The organism is Streptococcus sp. D7B5 (genome assembly GCF_029691405.1).
GTDB lineage: Bacteria > Bacillota > Bacilli > Lactobacillales > Streptococcaceae > Streptococcus.
The window spans coordinates 1,518,477-1,543,397 of sequence record NZ_CP121467.1 but is presented as its reverse complement, the minus strand read 5'-3'; the positions used below and the strand labels follow the sequence as shown (position 1 = coordinate 1,543,397).

18 protein-coding genes are annotated in these 24,921 nt (G+C 43.8%); 1 reads left to right on the top strand and 17 read right to left on the bottom strand.

Annotated elements, in window-relative coordinates:
• Positions 1 to 83: 83 nt before the first annotated feature.
• Positions 84 to 2,729 (bottom strand): alpha-mannosidase, encoded by a 2,646-nt coding sequence (locus tag P8P68_RS07505; RefSeq protein WP_278275850.1) that lies wholly within the window; start codon positions 2,727 to 2,729, stop codon positions 84 to 86.
• 89 nt (positions 2,730 to 2,818) lie between these two features.
• The gene (locus tag P8P68_RS07500) at positions 2,819 to 4,099 is read right to left on the bottom strand and encodes a glycoside hydrolase family 125 protein (protein ID WP_278275849.1); all 1,281 of its coding nucleotides are present in this window, start codon (positions 4,097 to 4,099) and stop codon (positions 2,819 to 2,821) included.
• Between the two features lie 170 nt (positions 4,100 to 4,269).
• Between P8P68_RS07500 and P8P68_RS07495 the strand changes: the two genes are divergently transcribed.
• On the top strand, positions 4,270 to 6,357 hold the full coding sequence (locus P8P68_RS07495; RefSeq protein WP_000803421.1) for a GH92 family glycosyl hydrolase: 2,088 nt from the start codon (positions 4,270 to 4,272) through the stop codon (positions 6,355 to 6,357).
• Between the two features lie 36 nt (positions 6,358 to 6,393).
• On the opposite strand, the gene P8P68_RS07490 is transcribed toward P8P68_RS07495, so the two are convergent.
• The 15 genes from P8P68_RS07490 to P8P68_RS07420 form a co-directional block, all read right to left on the bottom strand.
• Positions 6,394 to 8,073 carry an alpha-L-fucosidase gene (locus P8P68_RS07490; RefSeq protein WP_278276309.1) on the bottom strand — a complete coding sequence of 560 codons (1,680 nt, stop codon included), beginning with the start codon at positions 8,071 to 8,073 and terminating at the stop codon, positions 6,394 to 6,396.
• A gap of 532 nt (positions 8,074 to 8,605) precedes the next feature.
• The gene (locus P8P68_RS07485) at positions 8,606 to 10,111 is read right to left on the bottom strand and encodes a zinc ABC transporter substrate-binding protein AdcA (RefSeq protein WP_125441422.1); all 1,506 of its coding nucleotides are present in this window, start codon (positions 10,109 to 10,111) and stop codon (positions 8,606 to 8,608) included.
• A gap of 9 nt (positions 10,112 to 10,120) precedes the next feature.
• Positions 10,121 to 10,927, bottom strand: a complete 807-nt coding sequence (locus P8P68_RS07480; RefSeq protein WP_000950029.1) for a metal ABC transporter permease — start codon at positions 10,925 to 10,927, stop codon at positions 10,121 to 10,123.
• Positions 10,920 to 11,624, bottom strand: coding sequence for a metal ABC transporter ATP-binding protein (locus P8P68_RS07475; RefSeq protein WP_278275848.1), 705 nt, complete (start codon positions 11,622 to 11,624; stop codon positions 10,920 to 10,922). Before P8P68_RS07475 ends, P8P68_RS07480 begins: the two co-directional genes overlap by 8 nt.
• Positions 11,624 to 12,064, bottom strand: a complete 441-nt coding sequence (gene adcR, locus P8P68_RS07470) for a zinc-dependent transcriptional regulator AdcR (RefSeq protein ID WP_001249328.1) — start codon at positions 12,062 to 12,064, stop codon at positions 11,624 to 11,626. The genes P8P68_RS07475 and adcR overlap by 1 nt, the downstream gene beginning before the upstream one ends.
• 148 nt (positions 12,065 to 12,212) lie before the next feature.
• Positions 12,213 to 14,264, bottom strand: coding sequence for a cell surface ecto-5'-nucleotidase Nt5e (gene nt5e, locus P8P68_RS07465; protein ID WP_278275847.1), 2,052 nt, complete (start codon positions 14,262 to 14,264; stop codon positions 12,213 to 12,215).
• Positions 14,265 to 14,406: 142 nt separating this feature from the next.
• Complete coding sequence (gene dltD, locus P8P68_RS07460; protein ID WP_278275846.1) at positions 14,407 to 15,675, bottom strand: D-alanyl-lipoteichoic acid biosynthesis protein DltD; 1,269 nt, start codon at positions 15,673 to 15,675, stop codon at positions 14,407 to 14,409.
• Positions 15,668 to 15,907 carry a D-alanine--poly(phosphoribitol) ligase subunit DltC gene (gene dltC, locus P8P68_RS07455; protein WP_000351972.1) on the bottom strand — a complete coding sequence of 80 codons (240 nt, stop codon included), beginning with the start codon at positions 15,905 to 15,907 and terminating at the stop codon, positions 15,668 to 15,670. Before dltC ends, dltD begins: the two co-directional genes overlap by 8 nt.
• A 13-nt stretch (positions 15,908 to 15,920) precedes the next feature.
• A complete protein-coding gene (dltB, locus tag P8P68_RS07450; RefSeq protein WP_000970388.1) occupies positions 15,921 to 17,165 on the bottom strand; it encodes a D-alanyl-lipoteichoic acid biosynthesis protein DltB in 1,245 nt (414 codons plus the stop codon).
• Positions 17,162 to 18,712, bottom strand: a complete 1,551-nt coding sequence (gene dltA, locus P8P68_RS07445; protein ID WP_278275845.1) for a D-alanine--poly(phosphoribitol) ligase subunit DltA — start codon at positions 18,710 to 18,712, stop codon at positions 17,162 to 17,164. Before dltA ends, dltB begins: the two co-directional genes overlap by 4 nt.
• A gap of 20 nt (positions 18,713 to 18,732) precedes the next feature.
• The gene (locus tag P8P68_RS07440; RefSeq protein ID WP_008276434.1) at positions 18,733 to 18,864 is read right to left on the bottom strand and encodes a teichoic acid D-Ala incorporation-associated protein DltX; all 132 of its coding nucleotides are present in this window, start codon (positions 18,862 to 18,864) and stop codon (positions 18,733 to 18,735) included.
• Between the two features lie 224 nt (positions 18,865 to 19,088).
• Positions 19,089 to 19,793, bottom strand: a complete 705-nt coding sequence (locus tag P8P68_RS07435) for an MIP/aquaporin family protein (protein ID WP_216730719.1) — start codon at positions 19,791 to 19,793, stop codon at positions 19,089 to 19,091.
• Between the two features lie 70 nt (positions 19,794 to 19,863).
• Positions 19,864 to 21,690 (bottom strand): type 1 glycerol-3-phosphate oxidase, encoded by a 1,827-nt coding sequence (gene glpO / locus P8P68_RS07430; protein ID WP_278275844.1) that lies wholly within the window; start codon positions 21,688 to 21,690, stop codon positions 19,864 to 19,866.
• A 41-nt stretch (positions 21,691 to 21,731) separates the two neighbouring features.
• Complete coding sequence (glpK, locus tag P8P68_RS07425; protein ID WP_247923914.1) at positions 21,732 to 23,240, bottom strand: glycerol kinase GlpK; 1,509 nt, start codon at positions 23,238 to 23,240, stop codon at positions 21,732 to 21,734.
• 157 nt (positions 23,241 to 23,397) lie between these two features.
• Complete coding sequence (locus P8P68_RS07420) at positions 23,398 to 24,825, bottom strand: helix-turn-helix domain-containing protein (protein WP_278275843.1); 1,428 nt, start codon at positions 24,823 to 24,825, stop codon at positions 23,398 to 23,400.
• Between the last annotated feature and the right edge of the window lie 96 nt (positions 24,826 to 24,921).

Sequence of the window (24,921 nt, the reverse complement as noted above, 5' to 3'; positions counted from 1 at the left end):
AAGGGGCGAATCAGTAGTCAATCCTTACTCTTTCGCCCCTCCTTTCTATCTCTTATTATTAGTTATCAAACACTTTAAAACTGTTAAATGTCTTCTTTTTTGATCAATTCTGTGCGAATCTCTTGTGGCGCTAATAGTCCTGAATGAACGGGATATGGTCGTTCAAGCAAGTCCAAAATGGTTTGTTGGTGTTCAGATATGCGCACATTTTCTTGGCTCATATTGTAGTAACGAAGTACATATCCTTCTTCATTTTCAGCTACCTTAAAGGCTGTCGGGCAGACTTGTGGCAAGCTGAGTGCCGCATGACTCAAGAGGCTACCAGTCGCAGCAACACTTCCTTCTTGTTTAGCAACCTGAAGACTAGTGAATGGTGTTTGGAAGGCTTTGGCACGACGGAAAGCTGAGAAACGTTCCCCTGCTTGGTGGCATTCAAGTGTAAACTCAACTTCAAACTCACGCAAGCACTGAGCTTCTGGTGTTGGGAAGTAACCCCAGTCACCTAACTCACCTGATGCACGCAAAATGGTCACTGCAATGGTGTCGTCTCCAAGGATTTCATACTCGTGCAATCCTTTATTAGCCACTGTCACCCCTTTTTCATCATCATACAGACTGACAAAGGCTTGTTGGTGTTGAGGATTTTCAGGATTTTCCCAAGAAGCAGCTGGTTTATTTGGTCGTGTCACCACCTCATAGATGCTTTCAGAGTCATTGCTTGGACGTGTGTTATGAGTCTTGACCAAGAGACGGATACGGTGGTCCTTGGCTGTGTTAGTAAAGCGAGTCTTGAAACGAATTTGTGGATTGTCAACAAAGACGGTCATCTCTGTTTCAAGAAGAACGCTTGTCAATTCTTCTGAGCGCCCAGCTTCACGCGTCATAAACTCGATGATGCCTCTTTGTTCCGCATCCAGTTTTTCGTCTGCACTTACTGGAATTGTCAATTCATGCTTGAGCAAAATCTTGGCAAAACGTGCTGTATTTTCCAAGACCTCATAGCCTTTGAGTTCTGCGTAGATAGGCTCTGTTCCTTTTGGTTGGAAGTAGATGTACTCATTTCCAATGTCACCACGGTCTTCAAAGCGAATAACATCTTCATAAGCTTCATGAGTTGTCTTGTCGTAGACCGTGATGTTTTCATCCACACTGACCGTTACAAATGGCGTATCAATCACTCCATTTTGGTAAATACCGTCACGGTGTTCTTGTTCTCCTTCAAGCAATTGGAAGGTTGTCCAAGAGAGAGGTGCTAGATGAACAGGGACTGTCACGCGCACTTGTCGAGCAATACGAGCCTGACGGAACTTGTCTTTTGGTAAATCATACTCAAAATTAGCTCCCAAATCTTCGATTTTCGCTTCTACAGCATGTCCTTCCAAGTCTTCAACACGGTAGCTTGGCAAGGTCAAGGCTGCCATCTTCTTATAGCCTTCTGTTGGGTGCAATTCTTTGAAATCACAAGTCGCCACATCAATCACTGTGCTGACCGTATCAACCTTATCATGCAAGCCTGTATTGATAACCGTAAAGAGATGGTCGCTTTGGGCTTCATGGGTTGCGATTTTACCCTTCCACTCGTTGAGAAGGTTAGTTTTCACAAAGTTTCCGACTTGGCTGACCTTGGCAAAACGTGTTTCCATCTCACGGTGAACCTCGTCCACGCTACAGCCACAGATACTGTCATGTGGCGCATTTTGTAGAAGGACTTTCCAAGCATAGGTCAACTGGTCCTTATGGTTGTGCCCACCAGTGATGACAGTCAATGGCTCCACAACTTGTTCTAGGAGGTTGCTATTTTCTTGGAAGGCTTGTTTGAGGTAAATGCGTGATGAAGAAGTATTGGCAAGCGTGTACCAACCATCTGTTTCCTGACTTGTCAACTCACCCGTAACGGTAGATAGTTGCTCCGGTAGAGCACTTTCTACTGCATGGACATAGTCATCAAAGGAACTATGCACAAAAGTCACATCTGGGAAGAGTTCATTTGCTACACGAATGGCTTCACTCAGATTTCTCTGTACAGGCTGGTGGTCACATCCGTTCATCATCAACCATTGGTTGGTCGAAGCGTAGTCACGCACATCTGCCAATTTTTGTTTCCAGAAAGCCAATGCCTCGTCTTTATCCACTGGAATTTCATTTCCATTACTGTACCAGTTAGCAAAGAGGATTCCGAGGACACGACTTCCGTCTGCACCCTGCCAGTACATTTCTGAAAACTGGGAAGTAAACTGCTCATCTTCGAGGACTTGGTTGTCAAATCCAATCGGCTTGACACCACGGCCAAAGGCTGCCACGTGAATGCCTGATTTTTGAAGGATTTGGGGAGCTTGTCCCATATTTCCAAAGGTATCTGGGAAGTAACCAATCTGAGTAGATTTGCCCCATTTTGCACATTCTGCTTGACCAATCAAGGTATTGCGGACGTTGGCTTCACTGGAAATCAAGTAGTCATCCTGCAAGATGTAAAAAGGACCAATTTTGAGTTTGCCTTGGTCGATGTAACCTTGGACTTTGTCGCGATTTTCAGGGCGAATTTCCAAATAGTCATCAAGGACAATGGTTTGGCCATCCAAGTGGAAACTCTTGAACTCAGGGTCATTTTCAAAAAGGTCAAAAAGATTATCAAATAATTCCACCAACTGCATCCGGTGGCTTTCAAAAGGCAAGTACCACTCACGATCCCAGTGACTATGTGAGATAATATGTACAACAACATTTTCCATGAGTTAAACCTCATTCTAAATTTAAATTTTAACGTTTTAAATGTAAAGGTGTGATTCTGACACGAATCGGTGAAACTAAAGCGCGCTCCTTAACGAATATCCAGGTAATCCAAGACTAATTCACAGAACATCATGTTGGCCCAAGAAAACCATTCACGTGAGTAAAGCGTTGGGTCGTCCACGTGGAAGCTTTCATGCATGACACCTGTGCCACCATCGCAGGCAACCAGCTGATCGAGTAAGAATTTCTTCTCTGCCTTATCTCTTGTTGTCAAACCTTGGATAGATAGGGCAATGGGCCAGATATAGCGATAGAAGGTATGGGAACTTCCGAGTCCACTTGCGTACTCTCCTTCATAGAAGTAGGGATTTTCAGGGCTGAGAATGGTGCGACGAGTGGCTTGATACACTTCGTCTTCAATGTCGCAATAACCCAGATAAGGCGCAGCCAACAAACTTGGTACGTTTGGATCATCCATGATGCTAGCATTTCCTAGACCATCCACTTCAAAGGCGTAAATCTTTTCACCCTTGCTGTTGGAGGTATAAGCGTAGTTTTCGATTCCTTCTTGAATCTCTGCTTGCAGACGTTTAGCGTCTGCGATGATGTTTTGGCTATCAGCTAGATCTAGTTCTGCAAAGATTTCTTGGACATAACCCAAGACAACGACTGCAAACATATTGGATGGAATCAAATAGCTATACTGACAGCAATCATCACTCGGTCGAAAGGCTGACCAAGTCATACCTGTCACCGCAAAGTCAGGTCCAAAGCCATCATTTACCAAGGTGTCTTCCTTGCGGTCCGTATCACGGACAAAACGATAAGGAGAATTCTTGTGGTCTTGCTCCACTGTCCATAGGTGAAGGATTTCCTTAGTTGCTGTGACAAAAGTTTCATCAAACTGGCTGGTTTCGCCAGTCTCTTTCCATAGGAGATAAGCCAGCTGCAAAGGATAGCAAAGCGAGTCCACCTCATACTTGCGCTCCCAAATCCAACCATTAAGGTCTGTATGGTCGGTCTCGTGGTGGCCCTTCCAGTTTTCCTCAATGTTAAAGGAGTTGGCATACGGATCTTTGAGTACTAGGGTCATTTGACGCTTGACCAAACCTGCAATGGTCTGACGTAAGAGAGGATCTCTTTTAGCCACATGAAGGTAGGGTCTGAGTTGGGCAGTCGAATCCCGAAGCCACATGGCAGGAATATCTCCTGTGAGTACAAAGGTTGAACCATCTTCTAGGATCTCAACCGTATTGTCCAAGGTGTCTGTATAGCAACGCTCAAAGACATCCACCCACTCCGGATGGTCCTTAGCCCGCTCTGCTACTTCATCCAGCCATTCTCTAACAATTTCTTTCGAATAAATCATCGTGCAGTTTCCTCTTTCAAACAAGTTTCATGTTCAGTATATAGTTTTTGAGACAGAAAATACATACACAAATGATAGTCATTTTTCTACAAAATAGTTATCTTTGAAACTCCTTTTCTAAAGACCTCATTTTTCTGATATAATGTAGAAAAACAGCTAAAGGAAATACTATGAAACCACTACTTGAAACCATCGATACCCGCTTTGGGACTGCTAGCAAGCATGCCTTTTCTCGAGGAAATACCCTGCCCTACACAGGCGTTCCTTTTGGGATGAATTATTTTGTGCCTCAGACCAGCGACCAGGAGGGAGCTTGGTTCTTCGATCCGCATCTGCCCATCTTTCAGGGGATTCGATTGACCCACCAGCCCAGCCCTTGGATTGGCGACTACTCTTGGCTCCTTCTGACACCTGTCACCGGCCAGCTTGGGGGAGATAACCTCTTTCACCGTCAATCCTCCTATGATAGGGATAAAGCTTCCTTCCAACCTCATTATCTGAAGATTTTCTCCCTGCGCTATCAGATTGAAACCCAGCTTACACCGACTTGCTATGGCGCTTCTATTCGTTTGGAGCAAAAGCAAGGCAAATCCCTCTCCCTCTACCTTCACGCTGCAGATGATTTAACAATTGAGCAGGTAGATAAGCAGACTCTAGCCCTCAGACAAGAAGGCAAAACAGAGACCAATAAAAATCCACTGATACTCTTCACCGCCCTACAAATAAATACGGATATTCTTGCTGTCAACCAAGAAAGCGGAGACTGGCGAATTGACTTAGCAAGCAGTCATGCTGACATCCAGCTAGCAACTTCTTTCATCTCGCCTTCTCAAGCTCTGCTTAATCTACCTCAAAAGGACTTTGATAGCTGTAAAGCAAGTGCCCAAGCAGACTGGGAAAATCTCCTCCATCGTTTTGACATACTAGAGACAGGAGAGGCTGACCGGACCTTCTTTGATCACTGCCTCTACAGACTCTTCCTCTTCCCACAGACTTTTTATGAAGTGAACGAGTCAGGGCAAACCATCCATATGGACCTGACTACTGGTACTGTCAAGCCCGGTATCCTCTTTAGCAATAATGGCTTCTGGGATACCTTCCGCACCACCTTCCCCCTCTTTGCCCTTGTCATACCGGAACACTATCACCTCTTTTTAGAAGGTTTCCTCAATAGCTACCGCGATACTGGGTTCCTTCCAAAATGGTTGGCTCCAGATGAACGTGGCATGATGCCTGGTACCCTGCTAGATGGCATTATCGCAGACAGCGCCTGCAAGGACATGGCCCCCGACCTAGAAAAAGAACTCCTTCAAGCCATGCTTGAAACAGCCACTAAGTCCGACCCTCTCGGCATCAATGGCCGCCACGGACTAGCCCAATACCAAGAACTGGGCTACCTCTCTACCGACCACCACGAAAGTGTCAGTCACACCCTTGACTACGCCTATAGCGATTTTTGTATCGCCAGCTGTGCCGAAAAGCTTGGTCAGAATGACATCGCGGAAACATATAGAACTGCGTCTCAAAATTACCGTCATCTATTTGATGCTGAAACAGGTTACATGCGAGCGCGAGATAGTCAAGGAAACTTCCGCCCTGACTTCTCTCCCTATAGTTGGGGACGCGACTACGCCGAATGCTCTGCCATTCAAGCGACTTTAGGCGTTCTCCACGACATCCCAGGTTTGCGTCAACTCATGGGTGGAAAAGAAGCCTTCAGCCACTATCTTTTGAAAGCCTGTCAGGACGCTCCTCTCTTTGAAACCACCGGCTATGGTTACGAGATTCACGAGATGAGCGAGATGGCTACCGCTCCTTTTGGGCAAATCGCCATTTCCAACCAACCGAGCTTCCACATCCCTTATCTCTTCCGCTACAGCGACTACCCTGACTACACTGCTCTACTCATCAAAACCTTGCGTCAGAAAGCCTTTCACCCCAGCTGGGAAGCCTATCCTGGCGATGAGGACAATGGCAGTCTCTCTGCTTGGTACATCTGGTCAGCTCTTGGATTCTACCCGATCTGTCCGGGCAAGCCAAGTTACGATCTCGGAATTCCTCTCTTTGACCACCTCCGTATCTACCTAGCCAAGGAAAATAAATGGCTGGATATCCATGCCGAGCAAAACCACAGCCATTTCAACTTTGTCAAAGAATGCCGATTGGACAAGGCTCCTGTATCTAGCATTCAACACCAAGACCTCTTGAAAGCTGAGCAACTGACCTTCACCCTCAGCTGGCTACCAAATCACTCCTAACCAAAAGAACCTTTGCATCGCGCAAAGGTTCTTCTTTTATGAAACTTGGACCTGAAGCTGGTCAACCAGCTGCCTATCTACCGTCAGATTTAGATAAAAATCTAAGTTTTTATCGCCTGCAAAATACAAGGTTGGTAGCGTCAGCCTTTTTTCAGTCTCGCCAACTTGAAACGCAAGGACTTGAATCTCGTCCCGATAAGCAACACCATGCACACCCGTCCCTGGTTGAATCGAAATCTTAGCTTCTAAAGGACTGCTAGATTCTCTTCGCTTCACTGTAAAGTGGACATTTTCTCCCTTGGTCACAACTAGACTTTTTTCTGAAAACTCTAACTGTTGAACAGCTTCTTTTTTCGACAAGGTAGGTGTTTTATAGAGTGAAATCTTGGTCAACAAAGGCAAAGCCTGTGCCTCTGTAATGATCACACGCACCTTCTGAGCCTCTACCATGGATCCTCGCAAAAGGCGTTTATAGCCAACAGTATAGCCGGATTCAAACTCCTGCCAGACACCATCCAACTCTACCTGAACACGGAAAGCAGCGATGCGTTGCCCCAAATTCAAATCTTCTCTTAACTCAATCACATCAAAAGCTTTAGGTGCACCTAAATCAAGCTCTAATTGGATTGGCAACTCTGCATCACTTGCCCATGAACTGGTCTCTAGCCCATCTGTCAGATGATGACAGGCATAGTCTGGTGATAGAGCAGGGCCAGATACCGTGGCTCCCAAAGCCAAATCTTCTTTATATAGCTCGTCACGGTAGGCAGCAAATTCATAGAGACGCTGGATATCCTTTTCATCAAAGAGGCCATCTTGGTTCGGTGGGATATTAAGCAAGAGTGGAGTTCCCCGCCCTACCGAGTGAAAGTAGATTTCGACCAACTCCTCCAGAGACTTAGGATCCTGATCCTCATGGTAAAACCAGCCCGGCCGAAGAGAAACATCTGCCTCACCGATTGAAAATAGCGTCCCAAAGGGGTCTCCGTGCTGTAGATAATCTAATTCCGCCTCTGTTCCTAACTGGTCTGGCTTGACTTTTTGCCACAAGGGATCCCCTGCATAGCCTCGTTCATTGCCAATCCAGCGAATACTAGTTCCCTCAGTTGAGAAAATCAAACAATCGCCCTGCAAGTCACGAATGGTTTCAAACCAAGTCTCAAACTCATAGTTGACCTTCTGGGCCCCTTCGCCTCGAGCACCATCCATCCACACCTCAGTGAGCTTGCCGGCATTCCCATAGGCAGGATTTGACAAGATTTCCTTCAACTGATCCAGATAATAGGCATTGTAGTCCGCTTCTCGGTCCACATGATAGAGGGGACTATGGGCATCCCAAGGAGATAAATAAACTCCCATATCCATGTCAAACTCAGTTGCAGCTTGGGAAACTTCAAGGAGCAAGTCCCCCTTTCCATCCCTCCAAGGACTAGCCTTGATCGAATAATCTGTGTGGGATGTCGGGTAGAGAACAAAGCCATCGTGGTGCTTCACCACCAAAATCAGCTTTTTAAAACCCGTTTCTTTAAGCACTCGAACCCATTCACGCGCATCCAACTTAGTCGGGTTAAAACGCATAGGATCCTCTTGCCCACTTCCCCATTCCTGGTCATAAAAGGTATTGGGACCAAAATGGATAAAGGCAGCTAGTTCATCCTCTAAATAATCCAGCTGGGCCTGACTTGGTAATGGTCCATGCGGTTTTATGTTCGTCATCATCTCACATCTCTTTCTCTTGTTCACAAAATTATCCACAACTTGTGGATAAGAAAACATGCCTAAAAACTAGTTTCTCCAAAATCCAGCTCTTAGACTTAGAGGCCTTCACCCCTAAACAGACCTTTGTCAAACAGCTCTGTACTAGGGTTTCTACTAGCTCTCTAGCAAGTTACTAATGTACGGAACTAGTATCAGGGTGCTTCAACACCCTGAGTTATATGTCATTTTCCCCTAGACTTATCCACAGACTGTGAATAAACTAGTGTTCCAGACCGCTCTCTCCTTGACTATAACAAAAAGCGATAGCAGCGTCAATATGACTAAGCTCCCTTCCTAAATCCCCTGAAAAGATTCTATAATTTGTACAATCGTAGCTTTTGCATTCGCCAGCTAGTGAGAATCAGCCAGTAGAAAATGACCTCTTTATCACATTGTGAACAGCACAGCTGTAGTACTATAGCGCCCACAACCTACTCAGATAATCGTTTCTAGCAAAAAATCCCGCAGATTTGCGGGATCTTCTCTTGCATCAATGCGCTAACATTTCTTGGGCGATTTCTTGGCCAGATAGGTTATCTGGGTAGTAGGTTGGCCAGTTATCCATTTCTTCAAAGAGGGCTTCTTGGCTTGTGCCTCCAAAGAAGATATGGAAATGTTCTGCCTTGACTGGGGCGATATTGTGGTCACTAAACTGAACATACTTGAACTGTCCAGCGTCCGCATCTGTCGCTTCAAAGAGGAAGCGCACACCACGATTGCCTTTCTTATAAGTCAAGATTTTCTTGCCGACATACTTATAGGTGAATTTCTTGCTTTGGCCACCTTGAACAAATTCCATAGTGTTATCCGTGATGTTGATTTTGGTCACATCTGTCTGATAGCCTTTTCTATAGTAAGCCTTATACTCATCCTTGGTCATCTTACCAGTCAACTTAGCCTTGTAGTCAAAGACTTGATCAAAGGTTCCATCCTCAAGGAAAGGATAAACTGACTGCCAGTTGCCAACATAGTCACTCAAGGTACGATCTTTGACATCTGCATCCTCAAAGTAACCGTTGTGAACTGTCTTAGTGTTTTCTTCCTTCTCTGGCTCGATTTCTGGTCCTTCTTGGTCCGTTGTTTGTTTCAAAGCCTTGAGGTTTTTCTCCATCACAGAGATATAATCCTCACCGGCCTTGGTTGCTTCTTCTGTTAGACTTTCTAGCGGATTGAGCACGTCTAGTTTGACACCTGTTTCTTTTGAAAGTGTATTGGCGAGGGCTTGTGAGGCATTTTCTTCAAAGTAGATATAAGAAATCTTGTTTTTCTTGATATACTCTGTCAATTCTGCCAAACGTGCTGCTGATGGTTCTGCATCTGGTGAGAGACCTGAGATAGATACTTGCTTGAGACCGTAGTCCAAGGCAAGGTAGTTAAAGGCAGCGTGCTGGGTCACAAAGCTCTTTTGTTTAGCTTGAGACAAGCCATCTGTGTAGGCCTTGTCCAATGCTTGCAATTTTTCAATATAGGCAGCCGCATTCTTCTCAAAAGTCTCTTTTTTATCAGGATAATCTGCTGACAAGCTGTCACGGATATGCTCTACCAGTTTGATGGCGCGTGCTGGTGAAAGCCAAACGTGGGGATCGTAGTCGTGATGGTGACCCTCACCGCCATGATCATGCCCTTCCTCTTCTTCCTCACCACCTGGCAAGAGGAGCATATTGCCTGTCGCCTTGATGGTTTTCACCTTTTTCTTATCCAAGGATTCTAACAATTTTGGAACCCAAGTTTCCATGTTTTCATTTTCATAGACAAAGGTATCTGCATCTTGGATTTTAGCAACTGCCTTGGCAGACGGTTCATATTCGTGAGGTTCTGTACCAGCACCGATGAGGAGTTCTACATTAGCAGTATCTCCTGCGACTTGCTTGGTAAATTCGTAGACAGGGTAAAAGGTTGTTACGATATTTAGCTTCCCATCTGCCTGTTTTTGATTGGAACAAGCCACTAAAAACAGGGCACATAGACTAGCCAGTAGTAAGCTTAGTTTTTTCATTTCATTCTCCTATTTGATAAAACGTTTCAGTAGACTGACTAACAAAAAGACAGCTACAAAGATAATGGTGATACTAGCGCTAGCAGGTGTTTCCGCATAGTAGGAAATATAAAGTCCTGCCACCATTCCCAAAAAGCCAATAGCGCTGGCTAGTAACATAACGGATTTAAAGTTTTTCCCCAGACGAAGGGCAATACTAGCTGGCAAGACCATAATGGTCGATACCAAAAGAGCTCCTGCAGCTGGAATCATAAGGGCAATGGCCACCCCTGTAACCATGTTAAAGAGGATAGACATGGTACGAACGGGCAAGCCATCCACAAAGGCCGTGTCCTCATCAAAAGTCAGGATGTACATGGGACGTAAGAATAAGAAAGTCAAGAGCAAAACGACCGCAGCAATGGCAAAGAGGAATACCACCTGCTCCTGGCTAATGGTTACAATCGAACCAAAGAGATATTGGTCCAAACTCATGGAGCTCGAACTTTTCCCCTTACTCATGACAATCAGTGACACCGCAAGTCCTGTTGACATGAGGATGGCTGTCCCGATTTCCATAAAGTTCTTATAGACTGTCCGGAGATACTCTAGAAAGACCGCAGCGATTAAGACAATAGCGATGGTTGAAATAGTTGGAGAAATTCCCAAAACCAGACCAAAGGCTACCCCTGACAGAGAAACGTGACTGAGGGTATCACTCATCAAACTCTGACGACGTAAGATAAGGAAAGTCCCAAGAACTGGAGAAAAGAGACTCATGGCAATAACCGCCAAGAAGGCACGCTGCATGAAATCATAAGATAACAAACTAAGCATGGTCCACCTCCTGGTCGCTTTCGTGAACGTTAAAACAACGCCATGGCGAATCTTGGTTACGAACCAGATGGATATTGCGATCCGCATAGTCCTTGACCTCCTCAGGGTCATGGGTAATCATCAAAACAGCCTTGCCATGATGGTGGGCACTATGGTGCATGAGTTCGTAAAATTCATTTTTGCTTCCCGCATCCATCCCTGTCGTTGGCTCATCCAAGACAAAGATATCTGGGTCAGAAGCAAACATCCGGGCAATCACTGCTCGTTGCTTTTGCCCTCCCGAAAGGGAACCAATTCGTTTGTTACGGTGTTCCCACATACCAACTGAGTCTAGACTGGCCTTGATATGTTCCTCATCATGGGCGTTCAAGCGACGGAACCAGCCCTTTCGCGGATAGCGACCCGACTTGACAAATTCATAAACTGTACTTGGAAAACCAGCATTAAAACTAGCTATCTGCTGGGGAAGATAGGCTATCCTAAGTTTTTTCCCATGAGTATTTGTCTTTGAGATGGTTACCTTACCAAATCTTGGCTGCAAGATGCCTAGGCTCGCCTTGATAAGCGTTGTCTTGGCAGCTCCATTTTCACCAGTCAAGGTGACAAACTCCCCGCTATCAACACTGTAGTTGATGTGCTCGAGGACAGGCTCTTTGTCATAATAGAAAGACAAGTCCTCTACTGTAATATACCGCATTATTTGATTTCTCCTACTAAAGCAGTTAAAAACCGCTGAATCACTTCTTGTTCATTTGGAGTAAACTGACTTGCCACTTGTTCATAGGCTAAGAGCGTGTGTTCATGATGATGGTGGTGTTCCTCTGCCACTGGTCGGGCTAGTTCTGTCAGTTGGTAAAAAATCACACGCGCATCTTTTGGATCTCTAGATGTCTCTAACATGCCCTCTTTGACCAAAGACTTGATAGCCTTGGTCACTGCCGCCTGACTGACATTAAGGCGACGGGCTAGCTCTGAGTTGGTTAGGGATTCTTCGGACAAGAGCATGAGGATGTGTTCCTGAGTATTGGTCAAGGCTACGTCACTCGTGCAATGCCCAATCAGAATTTCATGCTGGTTCTCAGATCTCAAGATCACCTCGTTTAAAAAGTTATCGATTTCCTGTGCAAGCTGTCTCATGTGTTACTCCTTCCCTAGCTATCTTTTTCGTAAAAAACATAGATAGCCACCGATTCTTTACTGGTTAATTATATCATAAACCAAAAAAGAGTCAAGGGAAAAAGGCGTAAAAACGTTTCCCTAGACTCTTCTAGATGTGAAATTTAACCTATTTTTGCTTTGGTTTTCGACTCGACAAGATACCTGCCAGACCAGCTACCATTCCCATCAAGAGCAAGAAGATGGACTGTTCGCTTCCTGTATTTGGGAGGGCTTTTTCTGAGACAACTGCCTTCTTGCTAAATTGACCTGCCACCTCATAAGTCAATGGCACATTTGTAGTCGCATCGCTAGCAGCTGCATTCGTTTGAGGTGTTTCTACTGGCAGACTAAAGGTTTTAGAATCCACAGAAATCGTCCGTGAGTTCGGATTGATCTTTTCATACTGGGTCAAGTCAGCGGTTTTCAGATACTCTTCAAAGGCTGCATCCATAGAAGGACCTTCTTCACGCGCGCCGCCTAACATAGTGTAGCCATCACCACCCGCAGCTAAGAAATCATTGGTTGCAAGATAGTAAGTTTTTGCGAGGTCTAGGAGATCATAACGACCAGTCGCGCGGTTTTTAACCTGGATGGCCAAGACACGTTTACCTGATGGTAGGTTGGTATCATAGTAGACCTTCACACCTGAAACTTGCAAGAATCCACCACTTGGTTCTAGCAATGGTTGTCCGTTCTCATCCAAGACCTTCTTGCCATCCTTATCGACCTGCAAGATAGATCCGAGTGATTTTTCAAACATATCCAAAACTTGTTGCCCCGTCACTTGGATTTGTGAAATGGTATTTCCAAATGGAAGAACAGCAATGACATTTCCTTTAGTGATTGGTTTTCCTTTTGCAATGGTTTCACGCAAGCCACCACCATTTGTCACAGCGATGTCTGTCGGATGGCTAAATCCTGTTTGACCATACTGATAGAGCGAGTCTGCCACGACGTTTCCGAGGTTGGTTTCACGGACCCGAACATTTTCACGATCACCGTTTAGTTCTACAGGGCTGTTTGAAACAATCTCAACCGCATTTTCAGTATCGTATTTTTGTTTAATGTCTTTGACTAGTTTTTCAACTGTTGGATTGGCTGGTAATTTTTTAGCATCAGCAGCCGGAATCTGAGTTGGATTGCCCAAAAGCTGACGGGATTTGTAGGTGATTTTCCCTACATTGTGAAGGTAGCTTCCCGTCTGGTTATAGGTAACATTGTCTCCATAGGTCGTTGATTCTACTGTATGAGAGTGACCATCGATTACTGTTACGCGTTTCCCTTTCAAACGAGGATTTTTAGACAAGGCTTCTGCCAAAGTTGAACCACGCCATTCTACTGGGGTTGTGGTATCCACACCCAAGTGAGCCAGCACAACATAGTGTTTGTAGTCCTTACCTTCTGCACGAGCCTTAGCTTGAACTTCTTCGATGACCTTATTGACTTCAGAGATTGGATCTGTAAAAGTTACCCCTTTGACATTTTTAGGGTGAGTTTTGGTTGCTGTTTCAGGTGTTGTCACCCCGATTACAACAAACTCATCACCTTCCACAGTCTTATCTTTATCAACGATTGTAGAAGCTTCAAAGAGACGAGCACCATTGACGTAGGTATTTGAACTAAGTAATGGGAATTTCAAGATTTCCTTGTATTTCTTAGCTTCGTCCAAACCAAAGTCAAACTCATGGTTTCCTACTGCCATGGCATCATACTGCATCTGATTGAGAATTTCAGCACGCGCTTCACCCTTAGTAGAGTTGGAAATCGGTAAACCTTGGAAAGCGTCTCCCGCATCAACAACTAGAGTATTTTGATTTGATTTCGCACGTTCCTGCTCAATGACTGTCGCTAACTTAGCATCTCCAATTACTCCCTTTTCCTCTACAATACGACCATGGACATCATTGGTGTGTAAGATAACGGTGTCCTTTTCTTCGCTTTTAGTAGATTCAGCAGGAGCTGTCGGAGCTTCTGCAGGTGCAACTGCTTCTGAAGTTGCCGAAGTTTCCGGTACCGCAGGGCTCTCAACAGGAGCTGGAGTCGCCGACGTAGCAGGAGTCGCTACGACAGCTGAACTTTCTTCAGGAGTTGTTGCTTCTTCAGCGTATACTTGTCCAGCTAAGAAGGCTGGAGCTAACAGGGCTGTCGATAAGACAGGTAACAAAGAACGTTTGTTCATTTTAAAATCCCTTTCTTTTCTTTTTCTCTTTTATATTATACGCTATTTCTAAAAATTTTGAAACTTTTGACCTATTTTTATCTTAAATATTCGCCATTTAAACAAAAAAGCTTGGGTTTAAATCCCAAACTTTTAACTCATTTTATTGGAAATCTTTGATGTTCCCATCATAGGTCGCCCAGTCCTTGCTAAAGAAGCGGTCATTCATCTTATAGTCTGGAGCTGGAGTCGGATCCGTCAAGAAAGGATTGACAACCTTATCAAAAGCCAGCCAACCTAACCATCCTAGATGAATGGTATCTTTAACAAAATAAGGGTCCCCTCCATTTTTTGAAAAATCAGCAATATTGGTAAAACCCTGACTTTCTAATTGGTAACGAATTTTCTCCACTGCATGCTGGTACATCTCCTCGCTGAGCCCTGTGTACTCCATCCACTTCTTGTTAACCGGCTGAATGACAAAGAGCACATTGACATTCGACTTAGCAAATTGATTGAGGACCAGCTGCAAATCATTGTACTCAGAGGACTTGAGGAAGTTGTAATTTTTTTGATATCCTTCCCATTTTTTTAAATCCTTTTGAATCTCTCTCGTATAGAAATGATTTTCCATCCCCATATCGTTATTGGTCGTATTTGCTTCTGCGTCCTTACGAACAATTTTTTCTAACTCATCATAAGAAAATTGATCCGGAAGATCTTTTAAATAGTTCTCCACGTGTTCCTTGTACTTGAGTTGTCCTCGAATGGAGAATTGTCCAAAGAGAGCGGATTGTTTTTCGTTGAATCGCGCAAAAAGATCAATAGCAACCTGATCAACATCTGATAATTCTTCACCCTTTGACAGTTTTTGAACAATGCCTTTTAATGCAACATTAGGATTCTGCTTTAACAATCGAATAGCCGCATGCTTTGCAGCAATGTCACCAGATTGATTTCCCAAAAAAGCTGTCAATTGGTCGCTGTTAAAAAATCTCTGAAACGCTGCGGGTTCATAATCTGTCTCCGTAAACCACTGAGGCGAAATCACAAATACAGCCTGCTTATTCTCTATTTCTGGCAAAATTTGCTGTAGACCAAAATATTGATTGAGAGAGGCTGCTCCTGCTTGACCTAGAAAGTAAGGACGATAGGGACGATGGTATTTTTCCGCTAAAACAGCTGGATGGACACTATCAAATCGAATCCATTCACTGGACCCTAGAAAAGGAATAAAACGCATATTTGGATCCGTAAGAGCCCTTACCTTTTGGCTTCTCTCTTTAAAACTCTCTGCACTAACAGAAGCCGCCGAATATTTCTCCTCCGTCAGATTATGGTTTGTTGTACCTGGATAAAAAAAGATGAGTAGAAGAACCAAAAATCCAGCAATGAAGATAGGCCCGAAGATCAGCCACAAGCGTTTAAGCATTCTTCAACTCCGTAATACCTTCTACGATTTTATTAGCCGTATTCCAGTCATCACGACCGAACTCCGTCACTGGAACACGAATGTCAAAACGGTTTTCAATCTCAACAATCAATTCAACCGTTCCCATACTATCCAAGACACCGGCATCAAAAAGATCTTCATCCATCATGTCAGAAACATCTTCCATAAACAACTCATCAATAATTTCAATAACTTCTGATTTGATATCCATTTTTTACATCCTTTTATTTTTTAAACCATAAATCATTCAAAAATCCAGAAAAGATTAAGAATGAAACCATCACGACATGGAAGGTGACAACCATGCCAAGCAACTGAATCCAGCGATTCTCAGGTAAGGAACCCTTTCCAGCTTTTTTCCGCTCTTTATTGAGTGCTTTTTTCTTACGAACCCAAGCGTCATTGATGACCAGCCCAATCCCATGAAAAAGTCCATAGGCGATGTAGTACCAGGTCACACCATGCCAAAATCCCATAATCAGCATATTGAGAATATAGGCTACACTTGATGTCACATTGCGATTTTTAAAGACCTTCTTTCTGGTCAACACCATGACCATCCGCATAAAGACAAAGTCACGGAACCAGAAAGACAGACTCATGTGCCAGCGATTCCAAAACTCTTTTAAATCCCTTGACAAAAAGGGCTTGTTAAAGTTGATAGGACTATGAATACCCATCAAGTTTGAAATGGCTAAGGCAAACATAGAGTAGCCCGCAAAGTCAAAGAAGAGCTCCAGACCAAAGGTGTACATGACCGCTAAAGCGTAGAGGTTAAAGAAACCACCTGTCTGCAAGGCCAAATTTTTCAGCGGAGGCAATAGTGTCTCTCCTAAAATGTGAGCCAAGATAAACTTGTAGAGGAAGCCAAGCATGATATATTTGACAGCCTCTTCTAGCATATCCATCAGCTCATCCCGCTCAGGAATGGTCTCGTAATTTTCATTGAAGCGTTTAAAACGATCAATGGGACCACTTGAGAAAGTCGGCATAAAGAGAAGAAAACGTAAGAATTGCCAGATCGTTAATTCCTTGATGACACCGTCTCTCAACTCAACGATAACCCCAACTGCACGAAAGGTCAAGTAAGAAATCCCTAAAAATCCAAACAAAGATTGAGGTCCATGAATAGCAGGAGATACTTTCACAAAGACGATTGGCAATAGGGATAAAAAGCTAACCAGGTAAAATATCCATTTACTATCCCGTTGTTTCCTGTACCTTTTGTAGAAAGATACAAGAAGTACTTGCCAGATAACATAAAGGATAAGAGCGATTATTTGATTCGTCTTTCCACCGACCAACATGGTGACGATAAAGAAGAGACTAACGAGCACCTCGTACAAGGCAAAACGTTTCTTGAAAAAAAGACCAATAAAGATAGGTAAAGTCGCAGCAATTACGTATAAAAAGTACTGAAGATCACCATAAGGTTCCAAATGAGGTAGCTGTTTATAAAGCTCCATCATCTACTGTTTACCTCGTTAATCAAGCCCTTGATATCAATTTTACCATTAGGCGTTAGTGGTAAACTGTCTCGATAGAGAAACTTAGACGGCATCATATAGGACATCATGATATCTGCTAGGTCTTCCTTGATAGCCTTGGTAATATCGATATCACGCTCAAACTGCTGACGGACACCGTCTTTTAGGATGACATAGGCCAGTAGATTTTGTACCTTGTGGTCCTTGTTATAACGTGGGACAGCAACAGCCGACTCGATAAAGCGAGACTTGTTGAGGTTTTGAGAGACATCTTCCAGCTCAATGCGATAACCATTAAACTTAATCTGGAAATCCATTCGTCCACCATAGAGAAGCAAGCCCTCATCTGTCATGGTTCCTACATCCCCTGTGTGGTAGGCTGGAAGACCTTCGAACTCAAAGAAAGCTTCTGCCGTTTTTTCAGGATTATTCATATAGCCTTTTGAAACAGCTGGTCCAGAAATGATGATTTCTCCCTGTTCACCATTTGGAACTTTCTTACCTTCCCCATCAATGATAAAGGTCGGAGAATCCGCCTTGGTATAGCCGATTGGCAGGCGTTTGAGAGTCGCCAACATCTCATCAGTGACGGCAACTGCTGACAAAGCTACCGTCGCTTCTGTTGGTCCGTAGGCATTGATAATACGGGCATTTGGGAATCGCTCGCGCAGTTTTTGAGCAGTTTTGACCGTCAATTCTTCACCATCAAAGTAGAAATGCGTGATTCCTGGCATTTTCTCACTATTAAAGTCTTCTGACAACATGGCCATATCTGCAAAGGATGGTGTTGAGGTCCAGATAGCAATGGGCAAGGAAAAAATCGTCGCAAAGAGTTTTTTGAAGTCCTGAGTAATGGCTGAAGGAAGAGCAAAAAGCGTGCCACCCAGTGCCAAGGTCGGTGCCCAATACATGACAGATAGGTCAAAAGAATAAGGGGGTTGAGCCAGCATTTGCGGACGACTTGGCGTCGCAAATTCCTTATCTGTAATCATCCAGTTGGTAAAGCTGAGGAGATTATCATGGGAGATCTGCACTCCCTTAGGCTTACCAGTCGTACCAGAAGTAAAGATGATGTAGTAGTTGTCATCTCCCTTGACTGGATGGGTCATCTCGTAGCTAGAAGCTTGAGCAAAGGCTTCATGGACTTGTTCTAAATTCAGCATCGGTACGCTAGTTTGCTCTAATGGAAAATCCGAGATTGCAATAATCAAACTTGGCTCTGCAACTTCTACGATAGCAGAAACTCGTTCCAAGGCCGAATGGCTATCAATTGGAATATAGGCATGTCCCGACTTAGTCAGCGCAACAAAGGTAGCCAGCATCTCATATTCCTGTCCGCCAAAAACGACGACTGGAGATTTCTCAGGTAAGCCTAGTTGGTCGATAGCTGCAGCCAAACTATCCGAATCAGCCTTCAAATCACCATAAGTATGTTCTTGACCTAAAACATTGTAGACAGGATATGTTGGTTGTGTTTGAGCAAAGTGCTCAATCGTTTCAATCATATCTTTTATCGGTTTATTAGACACTGTTCCTCTTCTCCTTTAAACTAGAACTCATTATAAATAAAGGTGCCTTGGCTCTGACCAAGGTAACTAAAAAAATAAAGCAAACCAAGCAAGATTACAAAATATAGAGCCGTCCGGCCTAAGAATACATGTAAATTTCGTTGTTTTTTCATAAGCTATCCATTAATATATTGTTTCTATTAACTATCAGTACGTATTGTTAGTATCTTATCTTCCTAACATTTTACCACTTTATCAACCTTTTTTTCAACTGTTTACCATAACTTAAAAATTGGTTTTAGCTTATTTTAAGATAAGTTAAAATATTAATGTTTTGGCCATCAAAAAAGAGCCTGAGATTTTCATCTCAAACTCTGTTGCCAATCACTCTTTTATCTTAGAAAAGTGAAAATACGAGAACTGCTAGGGCTGCACCGATAACAGGTCCCACAACAGGAATCCAAGCATAAGACCAGTCCCCATCTCCCTTGTTTGGAATTGGAAGAAGGCTATGCATAATGCGAGGACCGAGGTCACGAGCTGGGTTCAAGGCACAACCAGTTGTCCCACCTAGTGAAAGAACGATACCGACAATCAAGGTTCCCACTGCAAAGGTTCCTAGCCCTGCTTGAAGGTCATAGAGACCCAAAGCAAAGATTGTCAATACCAAGACAAAAGTCCCAAGGATTTCACTAATCAAGTTTGACACAGTATCTTTGATAGCTGGTCCAGTGCTGAAAGTTGCTAGAATATTTCCTGCATTTTCTTCCGCCTCATAGTGTGGTTTGAATTGCAACCAAACCAAAATCTGAGCCACCATCGCTCCTGCGAATTGGGCTAGAATATAAGGGAAAACAGAACCCCAAGAGAGCGTTCCTTTTAAGGCCATCGCAAATGTCACAGCTGGATTTAAGTGGGCTGGGCTGAGCGTGCCAGATACAAAGGCCGCAACGGCTACAGCAATTCCCCATCCCATCGTGATGACGATCCACCCTGAATTGTTACTCTTGGTTTTGGGAAGAACCACACCTGCAACAACACCATTTCCTAGGAGGATAAGGATTAAGGTCCCCAAAAACTCTCCAAATAATTCTTTCATCATATCGTTGTCTCCTTTTAAAAGAAGGAGAGAGAAGGCAAGGAACGCTTGCTTCCCTCTCTTCTAGTTTTTCTTAATTTTTTAATTCTGCTAAATCGTTATTAGCAAGAGCTGCCTTTACATCAGCACGGTAAGTTGCTTTTTCTTCTTCTGACCAATCATAGAATCGTCCCATTTCATCCAGAACTGGCTCAACGATGCTATCCAAACTATCACGCATAAAGAGCATGTGGTTGGTGCGACGAAGGAGGAAGTCAACTGGGCTCAGAGCCAACTCATTGCGCATTGCATAGTGCAGAGACAAGGTATCAGCCAAACTAAGACCTGGTGCTTGTTCTAAACTATGAGCAAGGGCAAAGACCTTCGGTGCATTTGAACCGTAAAGATTTGCTAGGTAATGAGCTTCCTTACTATCCAAGCCACGTGATACTCCAAGTTGCGCAAAGGCTTCGATTTCTGAGTCCACATTTGCTGGGTTCAATTCCCCACCTGAAACAGGGTATGTCTTAGAGTTGATGAGTTTAAAGCTGCGGTCAAATTCTGCTTTGAGGATGTCAACCACGCGCTCCATAGCCCCTTCAGCCATCTTACGGTAGTCTGTGATTTTACCACCAGCAAGGGTCAACAGGCCATTGTCATCACGGTCCAAGCTCGAACCACGTGAAACTGCAGATGGGTCCAAATGTTTCTCAGATGTGCTACTTTCAAGCTTGCTGACAGCAGACTCAACATCTTCACGCGATTTTTCTTTCGATAGATAAGCCTCGACAGTAGCAATCAAGTTATTGAAGCTTTCATCGCTAATGGTTCCGTTATTTCCACCATTGTAGTCAGAAGCGCTATTGCCTGCGATCAATGGACGAAGACCAGCCCAGCTGCTTTCAATATCAGCAACGGTAATGTTTGCTTCTGGGAAGCGGTTGTTGACAATGCCAAGTAGATAATCTACATCTTCCTGCGTCACTTTTGGATGTTCCAAATCACCTGTGTAGTCTGTATCGGTTGTACCAAAGTAAGTCTTGTTTTCACGTGGGAGAACAAAGACCATACGACCATCTCCCAAACCTGTGTCAAAGTAAACTGGCTGTGAAACCTTGATCTTGCTTGAGTCCACCACCAAGTGAACTCCCTTAGTTGGACGCATTTGTGAGAATTGCGTTCCCTTATTAGACAGATTGCGTACCTTGTCGCTCCAAGGACCTGTCGTGTTGATAACCAGACGAGCCTTGATTTCAAAGACTTGGTCTGTCAAGAGATCACGAGCTACAACACCTGTAATCTTGCCACTTTCGTCAAAGAGGAAGCCTTCTGCCTTAACGTGGTTGGCAATGAGGGCACCGTCTTGATTGGCACGTTTGATGTTTTCAATCACGAGACGCGCATCGTTATTACGGAAGTCAAGGTAAACCCCACCTCCTACCAAGCCTTCTTTCTTCAAGTTTGGCTGGCGTTCTAAAACTTCTTCCTTGCTCAAAACCTTGTTAGCAGCTGGTGTGTTATTAACCCCTGCCAAAAGGTCGTACAAGTCCATAGCTACTTTGAGACGGAAGAGGCTAAAGGTTGCTCCATCTTCTTCATAAACTGGTAAAAGCATTGGATCTGGTTTTGGAATGTGAGGTGCAATTTGTTGAACCACTGCACGTTCTGAAACCGTATCTGACACCACTTCTACGTCGAATTGTTTGAGGTAACGCAGACCTCCGTGAACTAATTTTGTTGAACGGCTAGATGTTCCTTCTGCGAAGTCCTGCATTTCAATCAATCCAGTCTCAAGACCGCTAGCTGCCGCCTGCAAAGCTACACCAGCCCCTGTGATTCCTCCACCGATAATCAAGAGGTCCAGGGTACGTTCCTGCATTTTTTTAATTGATAATTCACGTGTTTTCTTTGAAAATTCCATATTTACACACTTTCTAACTAAGTCACTTTATTCTTCCAGTATTAGTCGTCTACTTCCGCAAAGACTTGGGTTGCTTTCACAGCCTTCTTCCAACCCTTGTAGAGTTGTTCCTTGCGAGATTCGTTCATAGATGGCTCAAAGAGTTCTCCTGTCTCGTTCAAGAGTTTCAACTCATCCAAGTCCTTCCAGTAGCCTACTGACAATCCTGCCAGGAAGGCTGCCCCTAGGGCAGTTGTTTCCAAGTTTTTAGCGCGTGCGATATCAATTCCCAAGATGTCAGCTTGGAACTGCATGAGGAAGTTGTTCATGGCTGCACCACCATCTACCTTCAAGACTTGGATAGCTGTCTGAGCATCCACTTGCATGGTGTCGATGATGTCACGTACTTGATAAGCGATAGATTGCAAAGTCGCCTTGATAAAGTCTTCTTTAGTTGTTCCACGAGTCAAGCCAAAGACAGATCCTCGAGCGTTTTGGTTCCAGTATGGTGCCCCTAGACCTGTAAAGGCAGGTACGACATAGACTTCGTCATTATTGTGAGAATTAAGAGCATATTTTTCAGACTCTGGTGAGTTTTCCACCATGCGAAGACCGTCACGAAGCCATTGAATGGCACTTCCTGCGATGAAGATAGAACCTTCCAAAGCATAGTAAACCTTGCCGTTAATACCATAACCAATCGTTGTCAAAAGGTTGTTTTCAGACAACTGCATTTCTTCACCAGTGTTCATGATGATGAAGGAACCAGTTCCGTAGGTATTTTTAACCATACCAGGATCAAAAGCCAACTGACCAAAGAGGGCTGCTTGTTGGTCACCTGCCATACCAGAGATTGGCACTTCTCCACCGTAGAAATGGAATGGAGCTGTCTTGCCATAGATTTCAGAGTTAGAACGAACTTCTGGAAGCATAACCTTAGGAATATTGAGGATTTCCAAAATCTCATCATCCCATTTAAGATCCTTGATGTTATAGAGCATGGTACGAGCTGCGTTTGAGTAGTCAGTTACGTGAGCTGCGCCGTCAGTCAATTTCCAAACCAGCCAAGTATCAATGGTACCAAAGAGCAATTCACCCTTTTCTGCTCGCTCTTGAGCACCTTCTACATGGTCCAAAATCCAACGAACCTTAGTCGCTGAGAAGTAAGCATCGATGATCAAACCAGTCTTCTCATGGAATTTTTCCACATAACCTTGGCTTTTTAGTTGTTCAGCCAGAGGAGCAGTTTGGCGTGATTGCCAAACGATAGCATTGTAGATAGGGAGCCCTGTTTTCTTATCCCAGACGACAGTTGTTTCACGCTGGTTGGTAATCCCGATTGCCTCGATTTGACTTGGTTTCACACCACTTTCGATGAAAGCACCCGCAATAACTGACTGAACAGAGTTCCAAATTTCATTAGCATTATGCTCAACCCAACCTGCCTGAGGGAAAATCTGAGTGAATTCTTTTTGGCTAGAGCTGACCTTCTCGCCTTTTTTGTTAAAAATGATGGCACGAGAACTGGTAGTTCCTTGGTCAATAGCCATAATGTATTTTTCTTGTGACATGTGCTGTCCTCCTGATAAAATCTTGAGGGGGTTCCTCTTTACAGTAACTAGTATACAAAATAAAGCGCTTTCCTGTCTATCAATTTTTTTAAAATTTTAAAAAAAAAGTGAGGAGATTGTGCGAATTTCACAAAAAAGACCTGAAAAATCAGGTCTTTTAGGCAAATAGCATCTGACGGATCGTAGCTAAATCTTCGATGTCCAAATCATTTTTCAAATAGTAGATAGGTGTTTGTTCTTTCTTATGGATAGGGTTATTGGTAACCAGCAAATCATAATGACGAGTACGGTCATAGGCTTCAATGCTAATGAAACGATTGTACTCCAAATATCGTTTTAAAAGGGCCGACATTCTCGAAAAGACAAGGAAGCCTGCTGTTAGATCTAGCCCTATTCTCAGATGTTTGCCTATATTTTCTGCCATATACTCCAACAACTGAAGCCATTCCCAAAGGATTTTTTTATCCAGATCCGTCCCCTGATGAAAGGCTGGCAAGGAGGCAAAAATTTTCTGAGCAATATCTCGAAAGTCATGCTCCATCAGCAAATAAGGGGGGCGATGCTCTATCTGATATTTGTATCGATCTTGCAAGATATAGCCCTTGTAGAGATAAACTTGACCACAGAGCTGGCTGAGTTCATAGGTGACATGGTCCTCTGTGTAGTCCCCCAGCAACTCCTCCTTCTTCATTTCCTGGATCATTTGTGTCAGCAAATCGGCTAATTGCCCTCCAAAACCAAGAATATACTCCATAGTATGAAGAGGAAAAATACGATGAGAAAGGAGAAATGAAAAGAATATCATCATCTCCCCATCTTCAGTTCCTAGAGGAATGTGCTGGCCACCAAAAAAAGAAGAAGCCTTGCCAAGTAAACGAAGGTAGAAAATATTGTCAAAATAGCCCCGCATTTTTTCTTCTATAACCTGAAATTGACAGGCGTTAACTAGAAGGCGCTGTTGACTGATATGAGTCCAGAGAACCAAGTCTAATTTCTGACCCGAAGACAAGCTGGCACCGCAGATTTCTTCTAGAGTAGCAATATCCTGCTTTCTCTCAGCTTTCTGCATATGACTTTCCCACTCCTGACTGGACCAGACCTTGCGGAAAAGACAGAAATAAAAGTAACGAATCTGATGCTCCGGACCTCGCCAACGGCCATTTTGGATGGATAAGTCAAACTCTGACAAAATATGATTCAAGCTAGACAAATGGCGACCAAGCGTGGCCTCGCTAATCATCAATTCTTGAGCTAGTTGATGGGCTAGGAACTGTTGGTGATAGAGAAGGTAAACCAAAATTTGGTACTTAATGGCATTGTCTAGAAACAAGCTCCGAATCTCTCTCCCCTTTGTGGCAGTACCGACAGACAGACGCAAGCTTTCATCATCCAAGTGGATGGCCAGCTCTAACCCTCTTTCCAAGGCATTTTCGTTAATCAGAGAGATGTACTTGGTTAGAGTCGCCTTTGAAAAGCCTGTTTCTTCCATGGCTTCCTTGACGGTTGTCTGCGAATCTTGTAATAAAAAGGAAAGGACTAAAAATTGACCAGATTCGGCTTTTTCCATCAAATCGCCTAAATACATTTGTTACCCCTTTCATTTTCTCCTTCAAGAATAGCATAAATCTTTCAAATGCTGAAATAATCTGTTTCTCTTTTTATTTTCATGCTGATTTCCTAG